The sequence below is a fragment of the Streptomyces sp. MGP-P1 genome, assembly GCF_057766565.1.
This window is the reverse complement of the sequence record NZ_JBYMEM010000007.1, coordinates 2832745-2853415: the sequence shown is the minus strand read 5'-3', so window position 1 is coordinate 2853415 and position 20671 is coordinate 2832745. Positions and strand designations below refer to the sequence as shown.

Genomic DNA, 20671 nt, shown 5'->3' with positions numbered 1-20671 from the left:
CGCTCACCCCGCCGATCCGGGAGATCGATGTCCCAGGCGCCGCAGGTCGGCGGAGCGGGACCCGGCGGGCCGCAGATCGCTCCAGGCGTTGAGCTTCGCCCCGGCCGTTCCGTCTTCGAGTGTCCGGCCCGCACCCGGCGTGCTGTCACCGCGGGCGGGTGTGGGGGCGGGTGTGGTGCGGCCCAGCAGGCCGAGAGCGGCTTCGGGGCCCAGGTCGCGGCGGGTGGTGGCGACTTCCTCGAGGTCCCAGGCCGCCTGCCCGACCACGGTGCGCCGGGCGCCGCGTTCCTCGACGACTCCGCGGACCAGGAGCAGGCCGGAGTGGAACACCGTGTGCGCGCAGGTGGCGTGGGAGTCCTCGAAGAACGCGAGGTCCACGAGGCCGGAGCCGTCCTCCAGGGTCACGAAGATGACCCTCTTGCCGGACGGGATAGGCGGCGTCTGGGTCGATGCCCGAACGCCGGCGACCAGCACCTGCTGTCCGCGGTGCATCGCCTGCACGTGGTGGGCGTCGGTCGCGCCGAGCTCGGCGAGCAGCCGGTGGTGGTGTTCGAGCAGATGACGGCTGACGTCGATGGAGAGCACGTCGATCTCGGCGCTCATCACATCGCGGCCGGTCATCTCGGGCAGCCCGGCCGGCTCGCCCGTGTGCGTCTCGTCGCCGAGCGGCAGTTGGCCGTCGATCGCGGTCCGATTGCGTGCGGAGCGGTGCAGCTCGGTGGCCTGCAACAGCAGATCCCGCCGGGTCAGCCCGCCTTGCAGCGGAGCGAGAGCTCCGATCTTGATGAGGCGCTGGGCGAGAGGCAGGGACGGGCGGGCGCGCAGCCACAGATCCTGCAGCCCGGCGTACGGCTGCCCGGCTTCGATGCGGGCGCTCTCCGCCTCGGTGATCCCGCGCACCGTGGACAACGCGAGCCGTACGCCCCAGCCGTTCCCGGTCGGCTCGACGCTGTGTGCGCTGCGGGAGGTGTTGACGTCGACCGGCAGGATCTCCACTCCGAACTGCTTCGCGTCCTGGACCAGGACGCGGGGCGCCCACATGCCGGGATCATGCTGGAGCAGCCCGGCGAAGAACGCGGCGGGGTAGTGCGTTTTGAGCCACGCCGACTGGACGGCCGGGACCGCGAAGGCCACGGCGTGCGCGCGGCAGAATCCGTAGGCCCCGAACTCCTTGACGATGCCCCAGACCTCGCCGATCACCTCCGGGGTGTAGCCGCGCTCGCCGGCGCAGCGGCGAAACCACACCTCCACCTTCGGCAGCCGCCGGGCGTCGGCGAGGGCGCGGCGTGCGACGTCCGAGGCAGCACGGTCGCAGCCGGTCATCGTGGCCAGGATCATCATGATCTGCTCGTGCCAGATCACCACCCCGTACGTGTCGTCCATGATCGGCACAAGGTCGGGGTGGGGATAACGCGGCTCCTCGACCCCGTGCCGGGCGGCGATGAACCTCGCGGGCATGCCCCCGGCGACCGGGCCGGGCCTGAAGAGGCTGATGTCGGCGATCACGTCCTGCATGTGCCGTGGCTGGAGTCTCGCGATGAGATCCTGCTGTCCTGGGCTCTCGAGCTGGAAGCACCCCAACACCTTGGTACTGCGGATCAGTTCGAAGGTGGACTCGTCGGCGAGGTCGACGTGGTCGGGACTGTCGAGGTCGATGTGCCGGCCTGTGGTGCGACGGATCTCGGCGACCGAGTGCGCCATCGCCGACTGCATGCGCACGCCGAGGACATCGAGCTTCAGCAGGCCGAGGTCCTCGACATCGTGCTTGTCGGCCTGCACCGTCGGATACGCGCCTCCCGGAGCGGGCTGCACGGGGAGGCGGCCGAGCAGGCTCGCGTCGGAAAGGATCACGCCGCACGGGTGCATGGCGAAGCCGCGCGGCAGGGCGTCCAGGCCCTCGGCCAGCTCCCACAGCGGGCCGTACCGGTCGGCCTCGGCCGCGAGTTGCCGCAGTTCGGGCAGCTCGGACAGGGCGGAGCCGATGTCGCACGCGCGGATGTGCGGAAAGCTCTTGGCGATCCTGTCGACGGTCTGCGGGCGGATGCCGAGCGCGAGCCCCGTGTCGCGCAGGGCGTGACGGGCGCGGTAGGTCTCCGGCATCCCGGTGACCGCCACCCGCTCGGAGCCGAACCGTTCGAAGATCCGGTCGTAGACCTCCAGGCGCCGGTCGGACTCGACATCGAGGTCGATGTCCGGCAGGGCGGTGCGGCGCTCGCTGAGAAAACGTTCGAACAGGAGCCGGTGCGAGAGCGGGTTGGCCGTGGCGATGAAAAGGCTGTGGTTGACCATGGACCCGGCACCGGAGCCGCGGGCGGCGACCCGTATCCCCATGGACCGCACGTCCGCGACGACCTGGGCCACCGCGAGGAAGTACGCCTCGTATCCGCGGCGTTCGATCACGCCGAGCTCGTAGCCGAGCCGATCCATCGCCCGTACGTCCCGGTCGAGGCCGCGGGCGGTCATCCCGGCCTCACTGCGCTGCCGCAGCAACCGCATCCCGTCCCCCGGCCGGGTTCCGGCTCCCACCACGTACGGCTCGGGGAAGTGTGCCCGTCCCAGGCCGAGGTCGCGCACCGGGTCCACCGTGCACTGCTCGGCGGTAGCCGCCGTCTCCTCGACCAGACGCCGCCCCCGCCCGGCCGGGGCGCTCGCGGCCGCGGCCACCCGCTCCGCCACCTCGGCCATCTCGGCCCCGGACTTCAGATACCGCTCGCCCGGGTCGAGCGGTCCACGCTGCGGGATCGGACGCAGCAGCCGGGCGGCGTCCAGCACGTCGGCCAGGCGGTGCTGCTCTCGCCGCTCGTACCGCACCGCGTTGGTGAGCACCGTCGGGATGCCGAGCCGGTCGCCCAGAGCAAGGGTGTGCGCGGCCAGCCGCACCGATCCCGCGCCCAGTCCGGACAGGCCGTAGGCGACCGCCTCCAGCCGGAGAAGTCCCCGGCCCGCGATCTCCCGCCACGGGACGAGCAGCCTTTCCGCGACGTCCGGTCGCCCGGCGGCCAGCGCACGTACAGGCTCGGAGGTCGGCCCGAGGATCGCCACCACGTTCTCGCCCAAGCCCTCCCGCAGCGCCTCCCACGAGGCGACCGGAAAGCCGTCGACCGGATGCGCGTAGGCCGCGGAGACGAGACGGCAGATACGCGCCCATCCGCTCACGGAGCCTGCCAGCAGCGTGATCCTCAGGCGCGGCTCCGCCACGTGCCCACCGCCGCGGACCGGGGTGCGCGGGCGGCGAGGAGTCTTCGCCGTGTCGAACGCCGGGACGGCGATATCCACCCCGAAGATCGGGCGTACCCCGGCGCTCAGGCACGCCTTCGCGTGCCGCACGGCGCCGGTGACACTGTCCCGGTCGGTCAGCGCGATCGCACCCATGCCGAGCTCCGCCGCCCGGCGCACCAGGTCCTGCGGATGCGAGGCGCCGTAGCGGGCGGAGAACCCGGAAGCGACGTGGAGATGCGTGAAAACAGCCATCGCGCACCTCCGAATCTGCTCTGGCACCCCCCGCTCGTCCGGCGTCCTGCTGGCAGGACGTCGCATCCGATTCACTCGCACAATAGTTCGATAGAACAGTTTCAGCCAACCGATCTTGACGTGGCCAGAAGACGCCCTCTCGTGAGAGCGCACCTCGAACGCACGGAACCGACACGGCGGGACACCGGCGCCGACTTCAGCGGCACGGCGAGCACGCGGGCCGCACGCGACCCCGGGTCGCTCACCACCAGACCGGTGGCCAGATCCGGACCCGCCTGCGCCGCCGCCGACCCGATCCACGCCCCGCCTACCTGCCGATCCATGCCACACTCTTCGATATTCGCTCGAACGTTCGAATAATTCAAGCCAGAGACCTCTCGGCGGGGGCGCGCCGGGCAGAGGCCGGGCAGAGGAGGCGCCCGGGGCGGCGGAGCAGCCCGAGGCCGAGCCCGGGCCGGGATCCGGGGGCGGGAGCCGGAAGCCGGGACCGGGAGCCAGGGGCGGGAGCCAGGCGCTGGGAGCCGGAGCCGGAGCCGGCGGCCGGAATTCTTTGATATCCGCTCGAACCGCGCAACAGGTGAGCAGCGGATGACCAACGCCCACGATGATCGAATTCGGTGACCGAAAATCATTGCTTGTGGTCCGGGTCACCTCGGGATAGCGTCGCATCCCGTTCCACGCCCTGGGCCGGCCGGCCCGAACTCCGACGCCGAATCGAGTGGCTCTCGGCGAAAGCCGAGCACTCCTCGGCGAAGAACGCGAAGCGCACCGAGCACGCCAGATATGCCAGGCACGCGAAGAGAAATGTACTCAACCTCTTGAGCGGAGGACTGTACATCTTGCGATCTTCCTTCAGCCCCGCCGAAACGGAATTCGGCGAAAACACGGACTCCCGGGCCAAGCCCCGCGTCGACCCCACCGAAGAGCGGAAGAACTTCGAGGAACGCGGCTATCTGGTCCTCCCCGCGCTCCTGCCCCCTCCGCTCCTGGCGCGTCTGGTGCCCGAGGTGGACCGGTGGATGGACGAGGGGCTGCGCGACCGTTCCATCGCCTGCAGTACCGGTCCGGAGGCGGGAGCCCGCCCCCCGGTGCTGGAGCTGGAGCTCCCCGCCCACGGCGAACTGCTGGCGCATCCGCCCCTGATGGCCGTCCTGGCCGACGTCATGGGCGGCGCGTTCGCCCATCACCACCTGCACAGCCAGCGACAGGGGGCCGGGGACTCCGGCAAACCATGGCATCACGACCATGAACCCAACGACCTGGGGGACAGGTCGTTACCGATGGTGCACGCGCTGCACTACCTGGGCGGGCTGGACGAGGCGGTGGGCAGCCTCGCCGTGCTGCCCGGATCGCACCGTGAGGACGTGCCCAAGGACTTCCGCGCCGCACTCGGCACGACCGCACTGCCCGGGGAGGTGGTGATCGACCGGCTGCCGCCCGGTTCGACGGTTCTGATCAACTCGGCGGTCTTCCACGCCCGCCGCCCCGCGCTGTCCCCCGTGGCCGGACGCAACCGGTACTTCGTCGACGCCTCCTACTGCCGCACCGGTGCGCGGTGGCGGCCGGTGAAGCCGTATTGGCGGTACATGCTCGCCCGGGCCAGGGAACTGGACCTCGACCGCGGCCAATGGCCGGAACTTTTCGATGAGCGGCACTTCACGGAGTTTCCGGGAGCGGGGGGCCGATGACGACTGTGGGAAGATCTTCCATGAGCGCTGTGGAAGCCGTCGCATTCTCCGAAGTTCTGCGTGTTTATGGGCGGGACCATCCGGCAGACCGCCCGCACCGGGCGAACACCAATGAGGACGGTGAGGAGAATCTGCGCCGGGCGCATTCCCTGTTCGGTTCCTGGTATCGCATCGAACTCGGCCGGGCCGATATTCTCCACGTGGTCCTCCCCTGGCACACCAGTGAAGGCGGTACGCGTGAACTGGTGCCGAGAGAGGGTTTGACGGTCGGTCGCGCCGCGGATCTGATCCGTGCCGATCCGGCCGGATACACCGAGGCCGATCCGGTCTGCGCGGCGAAGCTCGACCGGTTCTCCCGTGCCCCGTTCACGGCGGTCTACCTCAGCGCCCGCCCGGTGGACCACCCGGACTACTCCGACGTACGGGTCCGGGAGGGACTCATCCACCTCGACGGGCTGCACCGCATGGTCGGGTGGGAGGTCGCGGGGCGGCTGGGCGATGGGGCCACCGTGACGGCCTACCTGGCGGCCGAGACCCCTCCCGCCTCCCTGGGGACCCCCCGCGAAGGGAAACCTGTATGACGACGTCCGCCACCAGCCCCCGGTCCTTGACGCCGGTACCCGCCGACGCGCCCCCGGGCCGCACGACGGTACCGCCCACGGAGACCTCCACCCTGTGCGGGCTCCTCCACCGGGCCGAGCGGCTCCACCCGCACCGGCCGGCCGTCACGGACCACACCCGGGCGATCACGTACGCGGAGCTGGGGGCCGGGGCCGACCGGGTCGCCGCCGGACTCCGACGGGCGGGCATCGGACCGGGCGACCGGGTGGCGCTCCTGGGCCGCCGGGACAGTCTGCTGTTCGTGCTGCTGCACGGAGTGCTCCGCGCGGGTGCGGCCGTGGTGACGCTCGACACGGCCTGGAGCGCGGAGGACCGGCTGCGCAGGCTGGCGGCCGTGCGCGCCGCCGGCCTGCTCACCACCGCCGCGCTGTCGGACGAGGAGGTCCGGGCCGTGTCGGCCGCCGGGGTCCGGTACGTCGAACATGCCGACCCCGACGTCCTCCTCGCCGCACCGTACGAACCGCCTCCACCGGACCGTCCCGCTCCTCGCGTCGGAAGCGACGATCCCGCCTATCTCTCCTTCACCTCGGGCTCGGGCGGCGAGCCCAAGGCCGTCGTCGTCACCCACGGCAACGCGGTGCACTACGCGCTGGCCCTGCGCGACAGGCTGGAGCTCACCGAGGCGGACGCGCCGTGCGTCGCCCACCTCACCACGCTCGCCGCCGACCTGGGGCACACCAGCTGGCTGCTGGCCCTCGCCACCGCCGGGCGCACCCATGTGGTCGGCGACGAGCACGCCAGGGATGCCCCCGCCTGCTGGGCGGCGCTGCGCGAAGCGGGGTGTTCGGTCGTGAAGACGACCCCCTCCCACATGGCGGAGCTCTGGAGGGACCGCCCGGACCCGCGGCGCGGGACGGCTCCCTACCGCCCGGGGACGCTGATCCTCGGCGGTGAGGCCCTCCCCCGGTCCCTGGGCGCCTCACTGCTGCACGACGAGGGTGTCCACCGGCTCCTCAACCACTACGGTCCGACCGAGACGACGGTCGGGGCGGCCTGTTTCCTCGCCACATCGGCCGGGGAACTGCCGGAGGACGAGGAGACGGTCCCGATCGGCACGCCGCTGGGCGAGGCGACCCTCGACCTGCTCGACAGCGCCGGGTCCCCCGTCGCCGAGGGCGAGTCCGGCCACCTCCACATCGGGGGACGCGGCGTCAGCGCCGGGTACTTCGGCCGTCCCGAGCAGACCGCACGGCGCTTCGTCCCGCACGCAGGGGCCCGTACGTACCGCACCGGCGACCTCTGCCGACGGCGTCCCGACGGGCAGCTCGTCTTCCTCGGCCGGCTGGACCGGCAGACCAAGATCCGGGGCTATCTGGTCGACCCCGCCGAGGTCGAGCACCTCGTCCGGCAGGTCCCGGGCGTCGAGCGCTGCGCCGTCGTCGTACGGGGCACCGCCACCGGCAACCGGCTGCTGGCCGCCGTCCTGCCCGCCGACGGCGCGGTGGAGGAGCACCGGCTGCTCGACGCCGTGCGTGCGCACCTCGGCAGCCGCCTGCCCGCGTACTCCGTGCCCCGGCCGCTCATCGTGCTCAGGGAGTTCCCCCTCGGCCCCAACGGGAAGCTGGACACCCCACGGTTGGCGGCCGCCCTCGACGCCGTGCTGGCCGGACGGGCCGGGAACCCGCCGTCTCCCGGGCCCGAAGTGGCGCCCCTGGCACAGGAGATAGCGGAGCTCTGGGCCGAGGCCCTGGGCCTGCCCGCGGTGGATCCGGACGCCGACGTCCTGAAGCTGGGCGGCGACTCCATACTCGCCATGCGCACGATCTCCCAGCTCCGCCGCCAGGGGCACCACGCCGCCTACGCGGACTTCTACCGCCACCCCACCTCCCGGCGTCTGGCGGCCGCCGTACGCGCGACGGCACCGCGGGCCGCTGCCGAAGAGCCCGGCGCGGACCTGCCCGACGGGCCCGGCGCGCTCGCCCCCGCCCAGCGGTGGTTCTTCGGGCAGGGCGTCGACGACCCCCGCCACTGGAACCAGTCGGTGCTGCTCCGCTGTACGGAGAACGTCGACCCGGCCGCCCTCGTCACCGCGGCGGCGGCCGTGGTGGAGCGGCACCCGGCGCTGCGTCGCCCCGTCGGGCCGCACGGGGCGGGGGCTCCCCGGCCGTTGGACGAGCTGGATCTCGTCGGCTTCTCCCACCTCCAGCGCCCCGGGAACGTCGCGGAGGAGATCGCGGCCCTGGGGACCGAACTGCAGCGGAGCCTCGACCCCGAGGCCGGCCGCCTCATCCGCTTCCACCTCTTCTCGGGCGGTCCCGGGACCGACGACCGGCTGGCGCTGATCGCCCATCACCTCGTCGTCGACGGGCTGTCGTGGCGCGTCATCCTCGACGATCTGGCGCACGCCTACCGCGCCGCGCTGTCGGGCCGGCCGCCCGGTCTGCCGCCCGCGGCCGACTTCTACCGGTGGGCCGCGAGCAGGCCCGAGCAGGCGCTGCCGGTGACCTCCTTCCCGATCGGTGGCCCGGACTCCCGGCCGCCCGGGGGCCGGTCCGACTCCCCTCCCCCGCCGGGGACGGTGAGCTGGGGCCTCGACGAGGAGGCCACCGCCCGGCTCGTCGAACGGTACGGAGGTTCCCGGCGGCTGGAGGCGCTGCTGTTCACCGCGTTCGCGGACGCGGTCACCCGTGACGCGGACCGGGGCGGAGCCGAGTGCTCCGGCCGGCTCCCCGCCGCACGGACGCTCATCGAGGTGGAGACGCACGGCCGGGACACCGGCGGCGAACACCTCGACACCGTCGGCTGGTTCACCGCGATCACCCGGGTGAGCGCCGACCCCCCGGCCACGGCGGCCGGCGCGGGGCCCGGCCCCGGAACCGCGGAGCCCGACGCCAAAACCGCTGGGCCCGACGCCGGAATCGCGGCGCGTGTCTCCGGGGCGGAGCGCCGGCTGCGCCGTGCGCGCCTGCTCCCGATGGACATCGGCGGACCGCGTCCCGAGGCCGCCTTCAACTTCCTGGGTACGTTCCGGCTGCCGGCCGAGCCGACTCTGGGCTGGTACCCCGCCGCGGAGCAGGTGGGCACCGCACGGTGTCCCAGCGGCGATCCGGTGTACCGGCTGCGGCTGACGGCCCGCATCGTCGAGGGCAGGCTGGTGACCGACCTCGTACACGCCCGGCCGGATGTCCCCGACACCGAGGCCGACGGGGTCATGGTCCGGTTCGCCCGGGTGGTCGCGGCCACGGCCGCCGCCACGGCGCCCCGCCCGGTCCGGCTCGCCCGCTCCACCTCCGGTCAGCCCCTCCACCCGGGGGCGCACCCCTCCCCGCCCTCGTCCCCCGCGGTCCGCGTGGTGCGCGAACCGGCCCGCGTACTGCTCACCGGGGCGACGGGATATGTGGGCGGGCACCTCCTCGACGCCCTGCTGGAGCGCGGCGCGCAGGTCACCTGTCTGGTACGCGGAGAGCGCGACCAGGACGCCGCCGGCCGGCTGCGCCGCTTCTCGCCCGGTCTGCGGGTGGTGGCCGGGGACATCGGCCGTGAAGGGCTGGGCCTCTCCGCGGCCGGGCGTGCCCTCGCCCGGGACGCCCAGGTCGTGGTCCACGCCGCCGCCGACGTCCGCCTGGTCGCCCCGCCCGAGGAACTGGAACGCACCAACCACGACGGGGTGCGGCGGTTGCTGGCCTGGATCGACGCCGAGGCCATGGCCGGGGTCCGGTTCCACCACATCTCGACGCTCGCCGTGGCCGGCGGCATCGACCCGGCGGCCCCCAACCGCCGGTTCAGCGAGGCCGATCTGCGCATCGGCCAGCACTTCCGCACCCCGTACGAGCGATCCAAGTTCCTCGCCGAGGAGACGGTCCGCGCGTGGGCAGCCTCCGGCCGCCGCTGCCACATCCACCGGAGCGGCCACGTCGCCGCCCACAGCCGCACCGGCGCGTTCCACGGGGGCATCGCCACCAACCGCGTCTACCAGACCCTGCGCGGCTATCTGCTGGCCGGAGCCGCCCCGCGCCTGGCGGGGGTGACGTTCGCCTTCAGTCACGTGGACACGGTGGCCGCCGGGATCGCGGCTCTGGCCCTGTACGCGGACGCGGCCCCCGGGGCCCACCACGTCGAGACCCCGCACCAGGTCGGCCACGACGAACTGGTGGGCTGGATAAGGCGGTCCGGCCACCGGGTCGAGCTGCGCGACGCGAAGGACTTCGCAGCCGCGCTGGACCGGGCGGAAGGCGACCACCCCGAGGAGGTCCGGCTGGCCGCGGCCTGGAGTCTGCTGGAGGACCGCAACGTCCGGACCGACTCCTCGCACACCCTTGCCGTACTCGACCGGCTGGGGGTCCGGTTCACCGCCCCGACACCCCGGTGGTGGGCCTCCGCGCTGGCCTGGGCCACCGAGTCCGGCTTCCTGCCCCGGCCCGACACCGCCGGCCACTGAGCACACGTACCCCCGTCACGGGCCGCAGGCTCCCGCCGCAGGCCCCCGAACCGTGAGGTGAACCATGCCCCGGCTGTCACCCGTACTGAAGCAGGCCACTCCCGTCACCGCCGTCCGGGGGGAAGGGCTGTACCTCTACGACGCGGAGGGGCGACGCCACCTCGACTTCACCGCGGGCGTCGGCGTGACCAGCACCGGCCACTGCCATCCGCGGGTCGTCGAGGCGGTCCGCGAACAGGCGGGCCGGCTGATCCACGGCCAGTACACGACCGTCCTGCACGAACCGCTGCTCACCCTGACCGAACGCCTGGGCGAGGTCCTGCCCGAGGGCCTGGACACCCTCTTCTACGCCAACTCCGGGAGCGAGGCCGTGGAGGCGGCGCTGCGGCTCGCCCGGCAGGCCACCGGGCGTCCCAACGCGGTCGTCTTCGACGGAGGCTTCCACGGCCGGACCATGGGCGCCGCTTCCCTGACCACGGCCGGCTCCCGCTTCCGGGCGCGCACCGGCCCGTTGATGCCGGGCGTCGCGGTCGCGCCCTTCCCGCACGCCTTCGAGCTCGGCCTGGACGAATCCGCCGCGGTGGAGTACGCCCTGCGGGGCCTCGACCGGGTCCTGGCCACCACCAGCGCCCCGGAGGAGACCGCCGCGTTCGTCGTGGAGCCCGTACTGGGCGAAGGCGGTTACGTTCCCGCCCCCGACGGCTTCCTCGCCGGACTGCGCGAACGCGCCGACCGGTACGGCATCGTCCTCGTCCTCGACGAGGTGCAGTGCGGGTTCGGCCGCACCGGGCGGTTCTGGGCGCACGAGTACGAGACCGGGGCCGCGACCCCTGACATCCTCGTGACGGCCAAGGGCCTGGCGAGCGGTTTTCCCCTCTCGGCGATCGCCGCGCGCGCCGATCTCATGAGCCTCGCCCGTCCCGGCTCCCACGGCGGTACGTACGGGGGAAACGCCGTCGCCTGCGCGGCCGCCCTCGCGACCCTCGACGTCATCCGCGATGAGAAGCTGGTCGCCAACGCGGCCGAGCAGGGCACGCGTCTCGCCCGCGGCCTGCACACCGTCGCGGAGGGGACCCCGGCCATCGCCGACGTCCGCGGGCGTGGGCTGATGCTGGGCAGCGAGTTCCGCCGGCCCGACGGGTCACCCGACCCGGACACCGCGGGCAGGGCCCAGCAGGCCGCCGCCGAACTCGGCCTGCTGCTGCTGACCTGCGGGGTCTGGGGGAACACCGTCCGGATGATCCCCGCCCTGACCGTCACCGGCGAGCAGATCGACGAGGCGCTCACCCTCTGGTCGAAGGCCGTGGCGGCCGCCGTCCGGGAACAGGACTGAACAGCACGCGCCGCGGTATCGGTCCGGTCCCCCACCCGGTGCGGGGCCGGACCGGCACGACGTACAGGACAGCGGAAGGGACCCCGATGGAGAACGCTTCACGCATCAACGCGCCCACCCCCTCCGGGGCTTGGGACACCAGCAGGCTCAAGGCCGGGCACGAGGTGTGGCGCCTGGCCCCGACCGAGCGGGACCGCGTCCGGCTGTGGTCGGCCGCCGGCGGCCCCGGAAGGGGGCCCGACCCGGTCTGGGAAGACCTGCGCTCCCGCATCCGCACGGGGCTCGACGCCTTCGGGTTCGCCCTCGTGCGGCAACTCTTCCCCGCCGACGCCGTCGCGGACGTCCGCCGGGAGGCGGACGTCACCGAGCGGGTCTCCCGGCTCGTCCGGGACTTCGGCGAGATCGTGCCGCAGAACGGTGCGGGCGACGTGACGCAGGTGCTGCGGCACCGGGAGGGGGACCCGGACGAGATCGCCTTCCACTGCGACACCTGCGACCTCCTCGTCCTGCTCTGTCTGCGGCCGGCCGCCCGGGGCGGCGCGACACGTGTGGCCGGAGCGCCCTACATCCATGACGTCCTCGCCGTCGAACGCCCGGACGTGCTGGAACTCCTCGGCCAGGAGTGGTACTTCGACCGCTCCGGCCGCGCGGGCAGCCAGCTCGTCCTCACCCCGATCCTCACCACCGGACCGGACGGCGCCGTCACCTGCTACTACCAGTCCCGTACGGTGCGGGCCTCCGCCGGACGCGACGGGCGCCCGCCGCTCGACGCCGCACGTGCCGAGGCGCTGGACGTCCTGGACGAGGTTCTCAACCGCCCGGAGACCGCCTACCCGGTCACCCTGACCTCCGGAGACCTGTTGATCATCCGCAACAGCCGGGTCATGCACGGCCGTTCGCCGTTCACCGACGGCCCCGAACCGCACCACCGGCGGGTCCTGCGCCTGTGGCTGGACGAGGTGGCGCCGTGAGTGACGCCATGAGTGGTGCCGTGAGTGGTACGGCAGTCGTCACCGGCGCGGGAAGCGGGCTGGGCCGTGCCGCCTCCCTGGCGCTGCTCGGCCGGGGCTGGAACGTGGTGCTGGCCGGCCGGCGTCCCGACGCCCTGGACGGGACCGCCGCCCTCTCCCCGGCCGGGGACGAGCACGCTCTCGCCGTCCCCACCGACATCACCCGCCCCGACGAGGTCGCGGCGCTGTTCCGTGCCGCCCGCGACCGGTACGGGAGGGTCGATCTGCTCTTCAACAACGCCGGAGCCCCGGCGCCCCGCGTCCCCGTGGCCGAGGTGGCCCTCGACGACTGGAACCGGGTGCTGGGCACCATCGTCACCGGCACGTTCCTCTGTTCGCGGGAGGCGTTCCGCGTCATGTGCGAGCAGAACCCCTCCGGCGGACGGATCATCAACAACGGTGCGCCGTCCGCGTACGCACCCCGTCCGCACTCCGCCGCCTACACCGCGGCGAAGCACGCGGTCCTCGGTCTGACCCGCTCGCTCTCCCTCGACGGCCGCGCCCACGGCATCGCCTGCGGTCAGCTCGACGTGGGGAACGTGGAGCCCCCGGACGGCGCCCCGCAGCCCCCCGCGCGTCAGGCCGACGGCAGCAAGGCGGTGGAGGCGACGCTGCCGGTGTCCCACTTCACCGACGCCCTCCTGCTGATGGCCTCCCTGCCCCTCTCCGCCAATGTGCAGTCCCTCACCGTCCTCCCCACCACGATGCCCTTCGTCGGCCGTGGCTGAGCACCCGCGACAGGCGGACGGCCCCGGCCACACCGGGTCCCGCCCCTCCCCCGCCCATCGCGCCGTACGACACACTCCCCGCCCCTCGACCGAAAGAGGCGAACATGCTCGGCGAGACCGCCCGCACCTGGCTGCACCGCTGGGACGAGCAGCAGGAGCGCTACAGCACGGACCGGGAGGAACGCTTCCAGGTCGTCATCGACATCGTCGGCCGGTCCCTCGACCGGAGCGGGACGTCCGCCCGGCCGCTCCTGGTGGACCTGGGCTGCGGCACCGGCTCGCTGACCACCCGGCTGGCGCGCGCCTTCCCGCGGGCCGACACCGTCGGCGTCGACGCGGACCCGCTCCTTCTCGGCCTCGCGGAGGAGGCCGTCGCGGGCACGGACATCCGCCTCCTGGCGCGTGACCTCACCGCACCCGGCTGGGCCGACGCCATCGGACCGGCGCCCTGGGACGCCGCCGTCTCGTCCACCGCGCTGCACTGGCTCGACCCCGACGAACTCGCCGCGCTCTACCGCACCCTGGCCGCCCGGCTGCGTCCCGGCGGCGTCTTCGTCGACGCCGACAACCGTAGGCCCGCCGCCGACCCGGAGCTGATCGACATCGCCCGCCACGTCCGCGCCCGCCGCGCCCACCGGACGGGCCGTCAGGGCAGCGAGGCCTGGGCGGGCTGGTGGAAGACGTTCCTCTCCGCCCCGGAACTCGCCCCGCTCGCCGAGGCCCGGGCCCGCTCACCGATCGCGCACCGCACCTTCAGGCAGCCCAACGGGCTGACGACCGCCGCCCAGGTGTCGCTCCTCCGCGAAGCCGGTTTCAGCGGTGCCGCCACCGTCTGGCAGTGCGGCGACGACAGCGTCCTGGTGGCCGTCCGCTGAGCCGGGGAGCGGCTATCGGGCAGCCCCGCGGGGTCGCGGGGTGTCAGCACGGGACGGGTTCACCGTGATCCGGACGTGGGGCGGGGCCGGAGATCCTCTCCGGCCCCGCCCCACGTCCTGGCCCGTTCCGGGCCCGGCGTTCTCCTGCTCCTCGGTCAGATCCGCCCGCGCGCCAGTCGGGTCAGCGGGCCCGTCGGAGGCCTGGCCGTCGAACGGCCGATGGCGAACGCCGCTCCGGCGACACCGGCCACCCCCGCCGCGGCTCCGGCGGCGACCGCCTTGCGGTGCTTGACGACGGCCCAGGCCGTGGTCGCCGCGCTCGCGGCCTTCGCCGCGTTGGCGGTCACGGCGTGCTGCCCGCTCTGGAGACCGGCGGCAGCGGCACGGCCGACGCGGCGGGTGGTCTCACCTGCCGCCCGGGCGCTGTCCGAGGCCGCGTCCTTGGCGCCGCCTGCCGCGTCCTTCGCGCTTCCCGCCGCGTCCTTCGCGCTCCCTGCCGCGGACAGCGCCTCGTCGGCGGTCGCGTCGGCCTGCTTGCCGGCCTTCTCGGCCGTGGCATCGACCGACTTGCGGGCCGATGCCGTCTTGCGGGCGGTCGTGGTCCTGCCCTTGTCCGGGGTCGAGTTCTTCGCTTCCTTGTCGTCAGTCATGGGCTCCTCCTTGCCTCGGGTGCTGCGATGAAACCTGTCTCTGCCCGCTCACGCGCCGTCGTGCGGCAGCAGTGTGCCGAGCGGTCCGAGGTCGAGATTGAGGTCGTCCATCGTCAGGTCGTAGCGGTCGCACAGCTCCGTCATGCGTTCGTTCAGGATCATCAGCGTCATGCCGATCCGCTCCTCCTGGGGCTCGCTCAGGTCGCCCTGGTCGACGCGGTGGATCGCGGTGCGCTCCATGAGCTGACGGAGCAGTTCGACGATGGTGAGCACCAGCTTGATGAGATCCCGCTCCACGGTGTCCGGGTCGGTGTGCAGCCGCTGGGCCGCCGTCGAGGGACGGCTGTCGTCCGGTTGCGCGGGGCTGAGCCCGAACGCCCGGGCCGCCGCGCGTGCCACCTCTTCGGCCGCCGCGGAGGGCACACCACCCCCACCTCGTGTGCGGTCGTCCTCGGTCATCGTGTCCACCTCCTCCGCCTCCTCGCTCGCCGCAGTGCTTCCCCGTACGCGACCGGGGGCGGGGCTCACCACGGCCCCGGCTCCTCACCGGTGATCGACCGGATCACCGCTCGCAGATTGATGTGGACGAGATCCACGTCGGCGATGGACAGGACGAGGTCCCCGGTGAGCACGGCCCCGCCGTTCAGCAGCCGGTCCAGGAGATCGATCAGCGCGACGGGCGGACCGCCCCGGGGCTCGGTCTCGCCGAGAACGCCGCCGATGATGTCCGTGCTCACCGCGGGCCACCGCCGTCCGCGCCCTCCGCCACCAGGGCGGTGGCGAACGAGTAGGGCGCCCACGGTCCGGTCACCTCGATCGACACCCCGGGGGCCCCTTCGGCCAGCGCGGCGAGATCCCGGTGAAGCTGCGCCACGTGTTCCCGGGGCACGAGATACGCCTCGTTGGCGACGTTCACCCCGGCCCGGGCGGCGAGCTGCCCCTGCTGCGGGCGGTGCACCGCCCGTGAGGCCGCCACTCCGTCGGCCAGCCGTGCGGCCCGGGCGGCCAGGTCGGACGCCGCGCGGTAGACGTCCTGGCTGTCGCGCTGCTGAGCCTGACGCTGCCGCAGATAGGCGCGGCCGGCGCCGCCGCCCGACGGTGTGGCCGCGGCCGGTGTCGGCGCGGTGGCCGTACGGGGATCGGCGTAGACCTTCACGCCCAGCTCGACGTGGCCCTCCAGGCGGCCCAGCAGTTCCTGGAACTCGCTGCGTTGCCGGACCAGCATGTCGGCCACCCGGGTGTCGTCCAGATAGACCGTGGCCAGCCGCATCGGCAGGACGGAGGTCTCGGCGAACGCGGCGTCCACCACGGCGTGGTGGGCCCGGGCCACGGCTTCGAGCCGGTCCAGGTCCCCCATCTGCGCGGTGAGTCCCCGCTCGCTGAACGTGTCCGCCGGCACGGAGGAGACGAGTGCGCACAGCCCGCCTCCGCCGACGGGGCGCAGGGGCCGGCCGTCCACGCCCGGCAGCCGGGCGGCGAGCCCGTCCAGGGCGGGGCCCGCACGGCCGACGGCGTAGACGTAACTCATCTCTCCGGCGCCCTCGCCCGGCACGTGGACGGTCGCGTTCGGTCCGGTGTTCATCGTTCCTCCTCCTGTTCCGCCAGGGCGGCCCGGTCTCCGGCCGCCCCGGCGGCCGGGATCCCGGCCGCCGACCGCAGGTGGGCCAGTTCGGCGCGCAGTCGCTCGTTCTCCTCGGCCAGCGCGTCGTGCCCGCCACCGGCCTCGGTCCCCCGCGCGGGGCGGGCCCGTGAGGAGAGCGAGGGATCGTGCTCCCACCAGTCGATGCCCATCTCCTTGGCCTTGTCGACGGAGGCGACGAGCAGGCGGAGCTTGATGGTGAGCAGCTCGATGTCGAGCAGGTTGATCTTGATGTCACCGGCGATGACGATGCCTTTGTCCAGCACCCTTTCCAGGATGTCGGCGAGGTTGGCCGACGAGCCCTGCTGCCCGTGTGCCGGGCCGGCCCCTCGGGGCGGGGCCGGCAGCCGGCCGGCGAGTGAGTCGGACACGGTGTCTCACGCCTTTCCGTGGGGTGTCGGTACGGCTCTGTGCGCGGGTCCGGTCACTGGTCCGCGGTGGCCGACCGGCGTCGGGAGCGTCGGGCCGGCCGCGGCTCCTCCTCCGTCTCGTCGTCGGCCGCCGCTTCGTCGTCCTGGTCCCCGGCGTCCTCGTCGTCCACGGCCTCCTCCGCCGGTTCCTCCAGCTCGTCCGCCGGCTCTACGTCCTCCTCTTCCTCCTCGTCACCCTCCTCCTGGTCTTCCTCGTCGCCGAACTCCTCGTCCTGCGGCTCTTCGTCCTGCGGCTCTTCGTCCTGCGCCTCTTCGTCCTCGTACGCGAGGTCGTCGTCCTCGTCAGGGAGCTGCTCGTCCTCGGACGGTTCGTCTTCGGACGGTTCCTCCTCGGACGGCTCGTCGGGGGCGTCCTCGTCGGATGCGGAGTCCTCGTCGTTACGGGACTCCTCCTCGTCCAGCGCCTCGTCATGGCTGAGGACGACTTCGCCGTCACGGATCTCGCCGCGCCAGCTGTCGGTCGCCTCGCCGCGCATCATGATGAACTTGCGGTAGAGCTTGAGGTCGAGCCGGGCGCGGCGGCCCTGGGCGCGCCAGATGTTGCCGGTCTTCTCGAACAGCCCCTTGGGGAAGTATTCGAGGACCAGCAGGACACGGGTGAGATCGTCGGTGATCGCGTGGAAGGTGACCACGCCCTTGACGGTGCCCTTGGCTCCTTCGGTGGTCCAGGTGATGCGTTCGTCGGGGACCTGCTCGGTGACGTTCGCCTTCCAGCTGCGGGTCGACTTGGCGACCTTCACCTTCCAGTTGCTGGTGGTGTCGTCCGCCTTCTCCACGCTCACGACACCCTTGGCGAACGAGCTGAACTCCTGGAACTGGGTCCACTGGTCGTACGCCTCACGGACCGGCACGCCGACGTCGATGTCCTCGACGATGGTGACGCTCTTGGACTTGCCCCCACCCGACTTGCGCCCCTTGCCGAACAATCCCTTGACCTTGTCCTTGACGGTGTCCTTGAGATGGGAGGTCCCCGCGCTCAGGGCGGCCTGACCGGGTGACTTGCCTTCCTTGAGGGCTTGGCCGCCCTTGGCCAGACTCTTGAGCGCACCGCCCCCGCCGCCCGGCTCCGCGAGCTTGGACACCGAGTCGCCGAGACGGTGTCCCAGCTGGGTCACCGCGTGTTCGGCACGGGCCCGGAGGTAGTTCTGCAGTTCGTCCTTGAGGCGGTCGGCGGCCGGGCTCTTGACCACGTCGTCCTTGATGCCGCCGAGGGTGGAGTCAGGCATCGTCGCCTCCCCGGGCCTTGCGGGTGCCGGAGGCCGCGGTCTTCCGGGCGGTTCCGCCGCCCTTGCGGGCGGGGGCGGACTTGCCCCCGCTCCCGGACCGGCTACCGCCGGACGAGGACCGGTTCCTGGACGCGGGCTTGGAGTCGGACGTGGCGGCGGTCTTCCGGGGAGTGCGCTTGCGCTTCTGGTCCCCGCCCGTGTCCTCGCCCCCGTCCGCCTCGGCTTCGTCGTCGTCGGCGGCTGCCCTGGTCTCGTCGTCCTCCTCGTCCGGCTCCTCCTCGTCGGTCCCGGAACCGGCGCCCAGCGCCTGGGTACGCTGCTGCAGGGAGTCGGCCAGGCTGCCGGCCCGCTGCGTGACGGCCTTGGTGGCCGCCGTCTTGGTGGCGTCGACCAGTTCCTTGCGCACCTGGTCGTTGAGCGAGCCGAGGACCGGGGAGTCGGCCAGCATCCTGCCGAGCTGCCGCGGGTCGAGGTCGATCTTCTTGCCGAGGAGGAACATCCCGAACCCCAGGGCGAGTTTGGCCTTCTTGGTACGCCCCAGCAGGTATCCCCCCACCAGAGCCGCGCCTATCTTGGCGTTCTTCGTCATGTGCGATGCACCTCTGCTCTCCCCCCGGATCACGTGTGTCGTGGTTGATGGTCACGGCGTGTGCCGTGCGCTGCGGTACTCCTCGATCTCGTCGAGCTGGTCGAGGAGTTCGTCCTCGCGCCGGTCGAACTCGTCCTCGTCGACGAGGCCGTTGTTCAGGTCCTGTTCCAACTGGGCAAGCCGGGCACGTACCGGCTCGGGGTCGTAGTACTCCTCCTCGGCGGCCTGGACGACCTGGTCGAGGACCCAGGCCGTCCCCGTACGGGAGCCAGCGGCAGGGTCAGGATGGTGCTGATGAGGCCCATTGCTGACAGATCACCTCCGCTCCTGGGGAGGGCCGGACGGGCCCGGCCCGCCGCCCCCCGGCGGTCAGACGAAGCTGTACGGCGGCAGCGGGCCCGTCAACGTGAACGCGTACGCGTCGCCGCGCTGCTCCGCCTCGCGCCGGACAGCTGCCACGAAGGCGTCGGTCTCCGCCCGGGGCACGAGGAAGGACAGGTTGAGGAACTGCTGCGGGGCCGGCTCCGCGTGCGAGCTGCGGGTGGCGACGTCCGCCAGCCGTGCGGCGACGTCCTCCGCCTCCCGCTGGTGGCGCGCGGTCACCTCGCGGGCCACCAGCTCACCCAGGGCGACCCGGTCGTCGTGGCTGCCCTGGGCACGCGTCCGTTCGTTGAGTTCCCGGATGTCGTCGGACTCGGTCATGATCTCCCGCAGGAGGTCTTCCTCGTCGCGGCCGGCCTTGAGGTTGTACTCCACCCGGCCGTCCAGTTCCGCCAGCCGGTCCCCGTACGCGTCGGCCTCCCGGTCCAGGGCCGCGGTGACCTCCTCGTCGCCGGGACCCACCAGACCGAACCTCATCGGCAGGGTCGCGCCACCGGCCATCAGCGCCTCCAGGACGCCCTGATGAGCCATCACATCGCGCCGCTTGGCGCGGAGTCCGGAAGGCGCGTCGCTGACCACGGCGGCCAGCCGGTCGGTGTGCAGGGTACGCAGGGCGGAAGGCGGGTCGCCCACGCCGTGCAGGCCGTTCAGGGGCAGCGGGTGGTCGGCGCCGGTGATGGCGTAGATGTAGGTGGGCACCGTTACTCCTCGCTTCGCTGGGTCTGGCGGCTGGACGTCGACTTACGGGCCGGGCGCTTGCGCGGCTCTTCCTCGGGCTCGTCGCGCTTGCCCTGCAACGACTCGGTCACCGCCTCGACGGCACCGCTGAGCGCGCCCTTGGACTTGCCCTTGGCGCCGTTCTCCGTCATGTCGCCGACCAGGTCCGTGAGCTGGCTCGGGGCCTTGCGTCCGGACTCCAGATCGAGCCGGTTGCAGGCTTCGGCGAACCGCAGATAGGTGTCGACACTCGCGACCACCACCCGGACGTCGATTTTGAGGATTTCGATCCCGACCACGGAGACACGGACGAATGCGTCGATGACCAACCCGCGGTCGAGTATGAGTTCAAGAACGTCGTAGAGATTTCCCGAGCCGCTCCCACCACCGGACGTCGCATTGCTCTGCTGAACGAGTGCCATGGGGAACTCCTTTCGGTGATCTTTGTTACGTCTGAGGTCTTGTTACGTCTGACGATGGAATTTTCAGCGACGGTCGATCTGGCCCCTGGCGTAGCGGCGCAGTCGCTCGTACGACAACAGCGTTCCCTGAGGGTCGAGTTCGACCCGGTAGGAGGCCATCACACTCATGGTGTCCGGCACTCTTTCCAGCTCGACCACTTCCACGTCCGCCGACCAACCGTCTTCGGTGGCCTTCACCGCGGAAACAGAACCCGGCTCGCACTGGAGCAATTCCGTGAGCTGCGCAGAGGCTCGTCTCATGGCGGTAGGAACGTCGACACGCTTTCCGTCCTGCTCTTCATCGGTCTTCTCATCGGTCTTCTTCTCGGTGCTCATCATTCACCTGTCGCCGGGGATGACCGCTTGGGATCGGCCTCCGTCGTCCGTGGCTGACATTCGCCTGCCCCTGCGCTCCGGACGTATGCACGAACGAATGGACCGATGGTGACGAGCCGCCTCCGATGACGCCGGAT

General features: G+C 72.4%; 18 protein-coding genes and 1 pseudogene. 7 read left to right on the top strand and 12 right to left on the bottom strand.

Annotated features, from left to right (window positions below):
- Positions 1-3: 3 nt before the first annotated feature.
- Positions 4-3471: a DNA polymerase III subunit alpha gene (locus AC3CH1_RS34485; protein WP_488466466.1), complete on the bottom strand. Its 3468-nt coding sequence runs from the start codon at positions 3469-3471 to the stop codon at positions 4-6.
- Positions 3472-4310: 839 nt separating this feature from the next.
- On the opposite strand from AC3CH1_RS34485, the gene AC3CH1_RS34480 reads away from it, so the two are divergent.
- The 7 genes from AC3CH1_RS34480 (at position 4311) to AC3CH1_RS34450 (ending at position 14104) form a co-directional block, all read left to right on the top strand.
- Positions 4311-5159 (top strand): phytanoyl-CoA dioxygenase family protein, encoded by an 849-nt coding sequence (locus AC3CH1_RS34480; RefSeq protein ID WP_488466465.1) that lies wholly within the window; start codon positions 4311-4313, stop codon positions 5157-5159.
- Positions 5160-5179: 20 nt separating this feature from the next.
- The gene (locus AC3CH1_RS34475) at positions 5180-5740 is read left to right on the top strand and encodes a DUF6309 family protein (protein ID WP_488466464.1); all 561 of its coding nucleotides are present in this window, start codon (positions 5180-5182) and stop codon (positions 5738-5740) included.
- Positions 5737-10158, top strand: a complete 4422-nt coding sequence (locus AC3CH1_RS34470; RefSeq protein WP_488466463.1) for an SDR family oxidoreductase — start codon at positions 5737-5739, stop codon at positions 10156-10158. The genes AC3CH1_RS34475 and AC3CH1_RS34470 overlap by 4 nt, the downstream gene beginning before the upstream one ends.
- A 64-nt stretch (positions 10159-10222) precedes the next feature.
- On the top strand, positions 10223-11491 hold the full coding sequence (locus AC3CH1_RS34465) for an aspartate aminotransferase family protein (RefSeq protein ID WP_488466462.1): 1269 nt from the start codon (positions 10223-10225) through the stop codon (positions 11489-11491).
- 86 nt (positions 11492-11577) lie between these two features.
- A complete protein-coding gene (locus AC3CH1_RS34460; protein ID WP_488466461.1) occupies positions 11578-12462 on the top strand; it encodes a TauD/TfdA family dioxygenase in 885 nt (294 codons plus the stop codon).
- 8 nt (positions 12463-12470) lie between these two features.
- Entirely contained in the window at positions 12471-13229 is a 759-nt protein-coding gene (locus AC3CH1_RS34455) for an SDR family oxidoreductase (RefSeq protein WP_488466812.1), read from the top strand.
- A gap of 104 nt (positions 13230-13333) precedes the next feature.
- Entirely contained in the window at positions 13334-14104 is a 771-nt protein-coding gene (locus AC3CH1_RS34450; RefSeq protein ID WP_488466460.1) for a class I SAM-dependent methyltransferase, read from the top strand.
- A 155-nt stretch (positions 14105-14259) separates the two neighbouring features.
- Here AC3CH1_RS34450 and AC3CH1_RS34445 read toward each other — a convergent pair whose 3' ends face one another.
- From AC3CH1_RS34445 to AC3CH1_RS34395, 11 genes and pseudogenes are all read right to left on the bottom strand, one after another.
- Positions 14260-14754, bottom strand: coding sequence for a hypothetical protein (locus tag AC3CH1_RS34445; RefSeq protein ID WP_488466459.1), 495 nt, complete (start codon positions 14752-14754; stop codon positions 14260-14262).
- 48 nt (positions 14755-14802) lie between these two features.
- On the bottom strand, positions 14803-15213 hold the full coding sequence (locus AC3CH1_RS34440; protein WP_488466811.1) for a gas vesicle protein K: 411 nt from the start codon (positions 15211-15213) through the stop codon (positions 14803-14805).
- 65 nt (positions 15214-15278) lie between these two features.
- Positions 15279-15491 carry a gas vesicle protein gene (locus tag AC3CH1_RS34435; protein ID WP_265603411.1) on the bottom strand — a complete coding sequence of 71 codons (213 nt, stop codon included), beginning with the start codon at positions 15489-15491 and terminating at the stop codon, positions 15279-15281.
- Positions 15488-16336, bottom strand: coding sequence for a GvpL/GvpF family gas vesicle protein (locus AC3CH1_RS34430; RefSeq protein ID WP_488466458.1), 849 nt, complete (start codon positions 16334-16336; stop codon positions 15488-15490). Before AC3CH1_RS34430 ends, AC3CH1_RS34435 begins: the two co-directional genes overlap by 4 nt.
- Positions 16333-16764 (bottom strand): gas vesicle protein, encoded by a 432-nt coding sequence (locus tag AC3CH1_RS34425; protein ID WP_488466457.1) that lies wholly within the window; start codon positions 16762-16764, stop codon positions 16333-16335. The genes AC3CH1_RS34430 and AC3CH1_RS34425 overlap by 4 nt, the downstream gene beginning before the upstream one ends.
- A 53-nt stretch (positions 16765-16817) precedes the next feature.
- Positions 16818-18050, bottom strand: a complete 1233-nt coding sequence (locus AC3CH1_RS34420; protein WP_488466456.1) for an SRPBCC family protein — start codon at positions 18048-18050, stop codon at positions 16818-16820.
- On the bottom strand, positions 18043-18639 hold the full coding sequence (locus AC3CH1_RS34415) for a hypothetical protein (RefSeq protein WP_488466455.1): 597 nt from the start codon (positions 18637-18639) through the stop codon (positions 18043-18045). The genes AC3CH1_RS34420 and AC3CH1_RS34415 overlap by 8 nt, the downstream gene beginning before the upstream one ends.
- A 51-nt stretch (positions 18640-18690) precedes the next feature.
- A pseudogene (locus tag AC3CH1_RS34410) lies at positions 18691-18944 on the bottom strand (gas vesicle protein GvpG).
- A gap of 64 nt (positions 18945-19008) precedes the next feature.
- Complete coding sequence (locus tag AC3CH1_RS34405; RefSeq protein ID WP_488466454.1) at positions 19009-19719, bottom strand: GvpL/GvpF family gas vesicle protein; 711 nt, start codon at positions 19717-19719, stop codon at positions 19009-19011.
- 2 nt (positions 19720-19721) lie between these two features.
- Positions 19722-20159 (bottom strand): gas vesicle structural protein GvpA, encoded by a 438-nt coding sequence (locus AC3CH1_RS34400; protein ID WP_488466453.1) that lies wholly within the window; start codon positions 20157-20159, stop codon positions 19722-19724.
- A 63-nt stretch (positions 20160-20222) separates the two neighbouring features.
- The gene (locus AC3CH1_RS34395) at positions 20223-20534 is read right to left on the bottom strand and encodes a gas vesicle protein GvpO (RefSeq protein WP_488466452.1); all 312 of its coding nucleotides are present in this window, start codon (positions 20532-20534) and stop codon (positions 20223-20225) included.
- Positions 20535-20671: the final 137 nt, after the last annotated feature.

Coding starts and splice junctions, on each gene's coding strand:
- AC3CH1_RS34485 (WP_488466466.1), bottom strand. CDS start 3,471: ATGGCTGTTTTCACGCATCTCCACGTCGCTTCCGGGTTCTCCGCCCGC.
- AC3CH1_RS34415 (WP_488466455.1), bottom strand. CDS start 18,639: ATGACGAAGAACGCCAAGATAGGCGCGGCTCTGGTGGGGGGATACCTG.
- AC3CH1_RS34455 (WP_488466812.1), top strand. CDS start 12,471: ATGAGTGGTGCCGTGAGTGGTACGGCAGTCGTCACCGGCGCGGGAAGC.
- AC3CH1_RS34450 (WP_488466460.1), top strand. CDS start 13,334: ATGCTCGGCGAGACCGCCCGCACCTGGCTGCACCGCTGGGACGAGCAG.
- AC3CH1_RS34440 (WP_488466811.1), bottom strand. CDS start 15,213: ATGACCGAGGACGACCGCACACGAGGTGGGGGTGGTGTGCCCTCCGCG.
- AC3CH1_RS34445 (WP_488466459.1), bottom strand. CDS start 14,754: ATGACTGACGACAAGGAAGCGAAGAACTCGACCCCGGACAAGGGCAGG.
- AC3CH1_RS34420 (WP_488466456.1), bottom strand. CDS start 18,050: ATGCCTGACTCCACCCTCGGCGGCATCAAGGACGACGTGGTCAAGAGC.
- AC3CH1_RS34470 (WP_488466463.1), top strand. CDS start 5,737: ATGACGACGTCCGCCACCAGCCCCCGGTCCTTGACGCCGGTACCCGCC.
- AC3CH1_RS34465 (WP_488466462.1), top strand. CDS start 10,223: ATGCCCCGGCTGTCACCCGTACTGAAGCAGGCCACTCCCGTCACCGCC.
- AC3CH1_RS34475 (WP_488466464.1), top strand. CDS start 5,180: ATGAGCGCTGTGGAAGCCGTCGCATTCTCCGAAGTTCTGCGTGTTTAT.
- AC3CH1_RS34395 (WP_488466452.1), bottom strand. CDS start 20,534: ATGAGCACCGAGAAGAAGACCGATGAGAAGACCGATGAAGAGCAGGAC.
- AC3CH1_RS34400 (WP_488466453.1), bottom strand. CDS start 20,159: ATGGCACTCGTTCAGCAGAGCAATGCGACGTCCGGTGGTGGGAGCGGC.
- AC3CH1_RS34430 (WP_488466458.1), bottom strand. CDS start 16,336: ATGAACACCGGACCGAACGCGACCGTCCACGTGCCGGGCGAGGGCGCC.
- AC3CH1_RS34460 (WP_488466461.1), top strand. CDS start 11,578: ATGGAGAACGCTTCACGCATCAACGCGCCCACCCCCTCCGGGGCTTGG.